At 71.9% G+C, this 2,669-nt stretch carries 6 protein-coding genes and 1 pseudogene; all 7 read left to right on the forward strand.

Annotated features, from left to right (window positions below; genetic code table 11):
• On the forward strand, positions 1 to 201 hold a 201-nt coding region (locus D474_RS32450), incomplete at its 5' end, for a hypothetical protein (RefSeq protein WP_040704514.1).
• Entirely contained in the window at positions 201 to 470 is a 270-nt protein-coding gene (locus D474_RS0125730) for a hypothetical protein (protein WP_086002969.1), read from the forward strand. The genes D474_RS32450 and D474_RS0125730, both read left to right, overlap by 1 nt.
• A gap of 472 nt (positions 471 to 942) precedes the next feature.
• On the forward strand, positions 943 to 1,404 hold the full coding sequence (locus D474_RS0125735; protein ID WP_152477088.1) for a hypothetical protein: 462 nt from the start codon (positions 943 to 945) through the stop codon (positions 1,402 to 1,404).
• Positions 1,397 to 1,552 carry a hypothetical protein gene (locus D474_RS32875; protein WP_017616362.1) on the forward strand — a complete coding sequence of 52 codons (156 nt, stop codon included), beginning with the start codon at positions 1,397 to 1,399 and terminating at the stop codon, positions 1,550 to 1,552. The genes D474_RS0125735 and D474_RS32875 overlap by 8 nt, the downstream gene beginning before the upstream one ends.
• A 71-nt stretch (positions 1,553 to 1,623) precedes the next feature.
• Complete coding sequence (locus tag D474_RS0125745) at positions 1,624 to 2,091, forward strand: hypothetical protein (RefSeq protein WP_017616363.1); 468 nt, start codon at positions 1,624 to 1,626, stop codon at positions 2,089 to 2,091.
• Complete coding sequence (locus D474_RS0125750) at positions 2,091 to 2,411, forward strand: hypothetical protein (RefSeq protein WP_026118804.1); 321 nt, start codon at positions 2,091 to 2,093, stop codon at positions 2,409 to 2,411. The genes D474_RS0125745 and D474_RS0125750 overlap by 1 nt, the downstream gene beginning before the upstream one ends.
• Positions 2,411 to 2,669, forward strand: a pseudogene (locus D474_RS30120) (hypothetical protein); the annotation flags it as partial. The gene D474_RS0125750 and the pseudogene D474_RS30120, both read left to right, overlap by 1 nt.

The following is a 2,669-nucleotide window of genomic DNA, read 5'->3' on the forward strand; positions in this document are numbered from 1 at the left end:
CGCATGCGCGCGGCAGGGCTCACCACAGCGGTCGCCCAAGGCGAGGCTCTGGGCGTTCACCACAGCACCGCGCACCGTGTTTCCCGCGGGGAGGTTGCGCCCTCCACCAGCATCATCGGCCGCGCCATGCTCCTCCTCGCGTGCCGGTTCGAGGAGCTGTTCGAGGTGACCGAGGACCGCCCCCACGAGGAGGCCGCCTGATGGCTCACTCCGACCCCACTCGCCGGTCCCAAATCGCGTCTCTGGCCGCTCACACCTCGTGGGCGCGCACCCCGCATCGAGCCGAGCGGATGGCGCCGGCCAACCGCGCCCGCGAACAGAAATGGGAGCGCGAGGTCGACCCCGACGGGGTGATGGACCCGGCCGACCGGGCGCGTGCCGCCGAGTCCGCGCGCGCCGCCTACTACAGGCGCCTGTCCATGGCCGGGGTCGAAGCCCGCCGCACCAAGGCAGCCAACCGCGCCGCCTGACCCCGACACGAAAAAAGCCCCCACCGATGCCGCGGTGAGGGCGCACACGAGAAAGCAGGTTCTCGCATGACCCACTTTACCCACCCCGCCCGCCGGGCCCTACGGCTCCCCCCACNCAGGCCGCCGCCGAGCTCGCCACCGAGGTCGACCTCGACACCGCCGTCCCGACGCCGACGACACAGGCCGACTTCGCTGACGTCCTCCTCGACCTGATTCGGGAGAAGGCGCCCAGCGCGGCGTGGACCCTGCCCGCTTGCCGTCACGGCAGTGACCGGCGTCTGGAGGGGCACCTCTTCGGCTCGTTCGACGTCGGGAAGATCCGCGGCCTCGCCTCCTGGCAACGCATCATCGGCGCCGGGCCCGTCCAGGTGCGGCCGGATGGTGCCCACGAGCACCACGTCATCGAGGGCTCTTACCGGGGCGCTGCTGTGCGGGTCGTGACCGTGGTGAACGCCCCGGGTGGTGAGGTCGCATGAGCCCCGCCATGCCCGGGTGGACCTACGTGGTCGCCGACTGGATGCCCTTGTTCGTCCTCGCCGCGCTGATCCTCACCGCGGCCGTGACGTGGCTTCTGTGCGGTGAGTGTGCCCGGCGCCTCGCCGCCGTGGTGGCCCGGCAGGACCGCACCATCCGGGACCTGGAGATCCAGCTCGCCGAGGCCGAGGCCCTCCTCGAACGGCTGACCGGCGGCGCCGACGACATCATCCGCGCCGCACGCGGCGCCCACCACCGATCGATGACCCACGAGGTTGGTGACCGTGTGGCCATCACCGTGGACTCGCCCCCGCACCCCGCCGGTGCGCTCGGCACCATCGCGAACACCCACCCCGGTGGGGATTACGGCGTGGTCCTCGACGACGACGTCGATGAGCTCCCAGCCTCTTTTACCGCCGACGAGCTAACCCCCGCAGGTGAGGAGATCGCCCGTGGCTGAGCTCGCGCACGCAATCCCGCCCGGCGAAGACCTCACCCCCAGCTCCGCCCAGGTCGACGCCGCCCGCCTGGTCGTGGCCGGCCGCACCCACGACGCCGACACCCTCCGGGGCCTGCTGTCCGCACTCGGGCTCCTCGACGACGCCTGACCACCACGAACCGGGCCCGCCCGCACCGTCCTTGCAGGCGGGCCCACCCCACCGACTAGAGGGAGAACCCCATGTCCGGACCCCGCGCCATCGGCACCCGCGCCGAGACCGGCGTCGTGCGCTACCTGAGAGAGCACGGGTGGCCCGATGCCGAGCGCCGCGCCCTCGCCGGTGGCAATGACCTCGGTGACGTGACGGGCACCCCGGGCCTGTGCTGGGAGATCAAGAGCGGCCGCGTCGCCGAGCGCGCCACCGACGGCGACATTGTCCGGTGGCTCGACGAAACCGAGACCGAGCGAGAGAACTCGGGCGCCGACCTCGGAATCCTGATCACGAAGCGAGCCGGATACTCCGCCGAGCGGGTCGGCGACTGGTGGGCTCACCTCGACCTCATGACGCTGTTCGCCGTGGTCTCCGCTCGCGCCCCGCTCGCCCCCACCATCCTCGGCGAGCCCGTCCGGATGCACGTGTCCACGCTCGTCGAGCTCCTACACACCGCCGGATACGGCACCCCGCTCGACGCCGAGGCGGTGGCGTGATGTCCGAGCACGTCGACCTCACGGATGAGGCCACCCTCGTGGCGGCGCTGCGTCTGACCCGGGCCCGGATCGCCGAGCACCGGGAGATCGAGGACGCCATCGTCGGCAAGCTCAAGGACCTCTTGGGGGAGGCGACCGAGGCCCGTATCGGGGGCGCCCCGGTCGTGACCTACCGGTGGACCAAGCCCCGAGAACAGGTGGACATCAAGGCGCTCCGCGAGGAGCAGCCCGAGGTAGCGAAGCAGTACACGCGCCTCGCTCAGGGCTCTCGCCGGTTCGTCCTCCTCGACCCCACGAGCGGCGAGGAGGGGGCAGCTTGATGTTCACCCAGCCCGGCGACACCCCCGGCGTCGAGCCCGACAGCTCAGAGGGCATCCGGCGGATGCTCACCGAGATCATCACCGACACCGCCGCGAACGCGCCCCGCTCGCTGCAACGCCGGATCGGGCCGTCGGAGGTCGGCGACCCCTGCCCGAGGCGTCTGGCGTACAAGCTTCTCGACTGGCCGTCGGTCAACGAGGGCGGCGACCCGTGGCCGTCCATCGTCGGCACCGCCACCCACGAGTGGCTCGCCGACG

It is taken from the genome of Nocardiopsis salina YIM 90010, from assembly GCF_000341025.1.
Lineage (GTDB): Bacteria > Actinomycetota > Actinomycetes > Streptosporangiales > Streptosporangiaceae > Nocardiopsis > Nocardiopsis salina.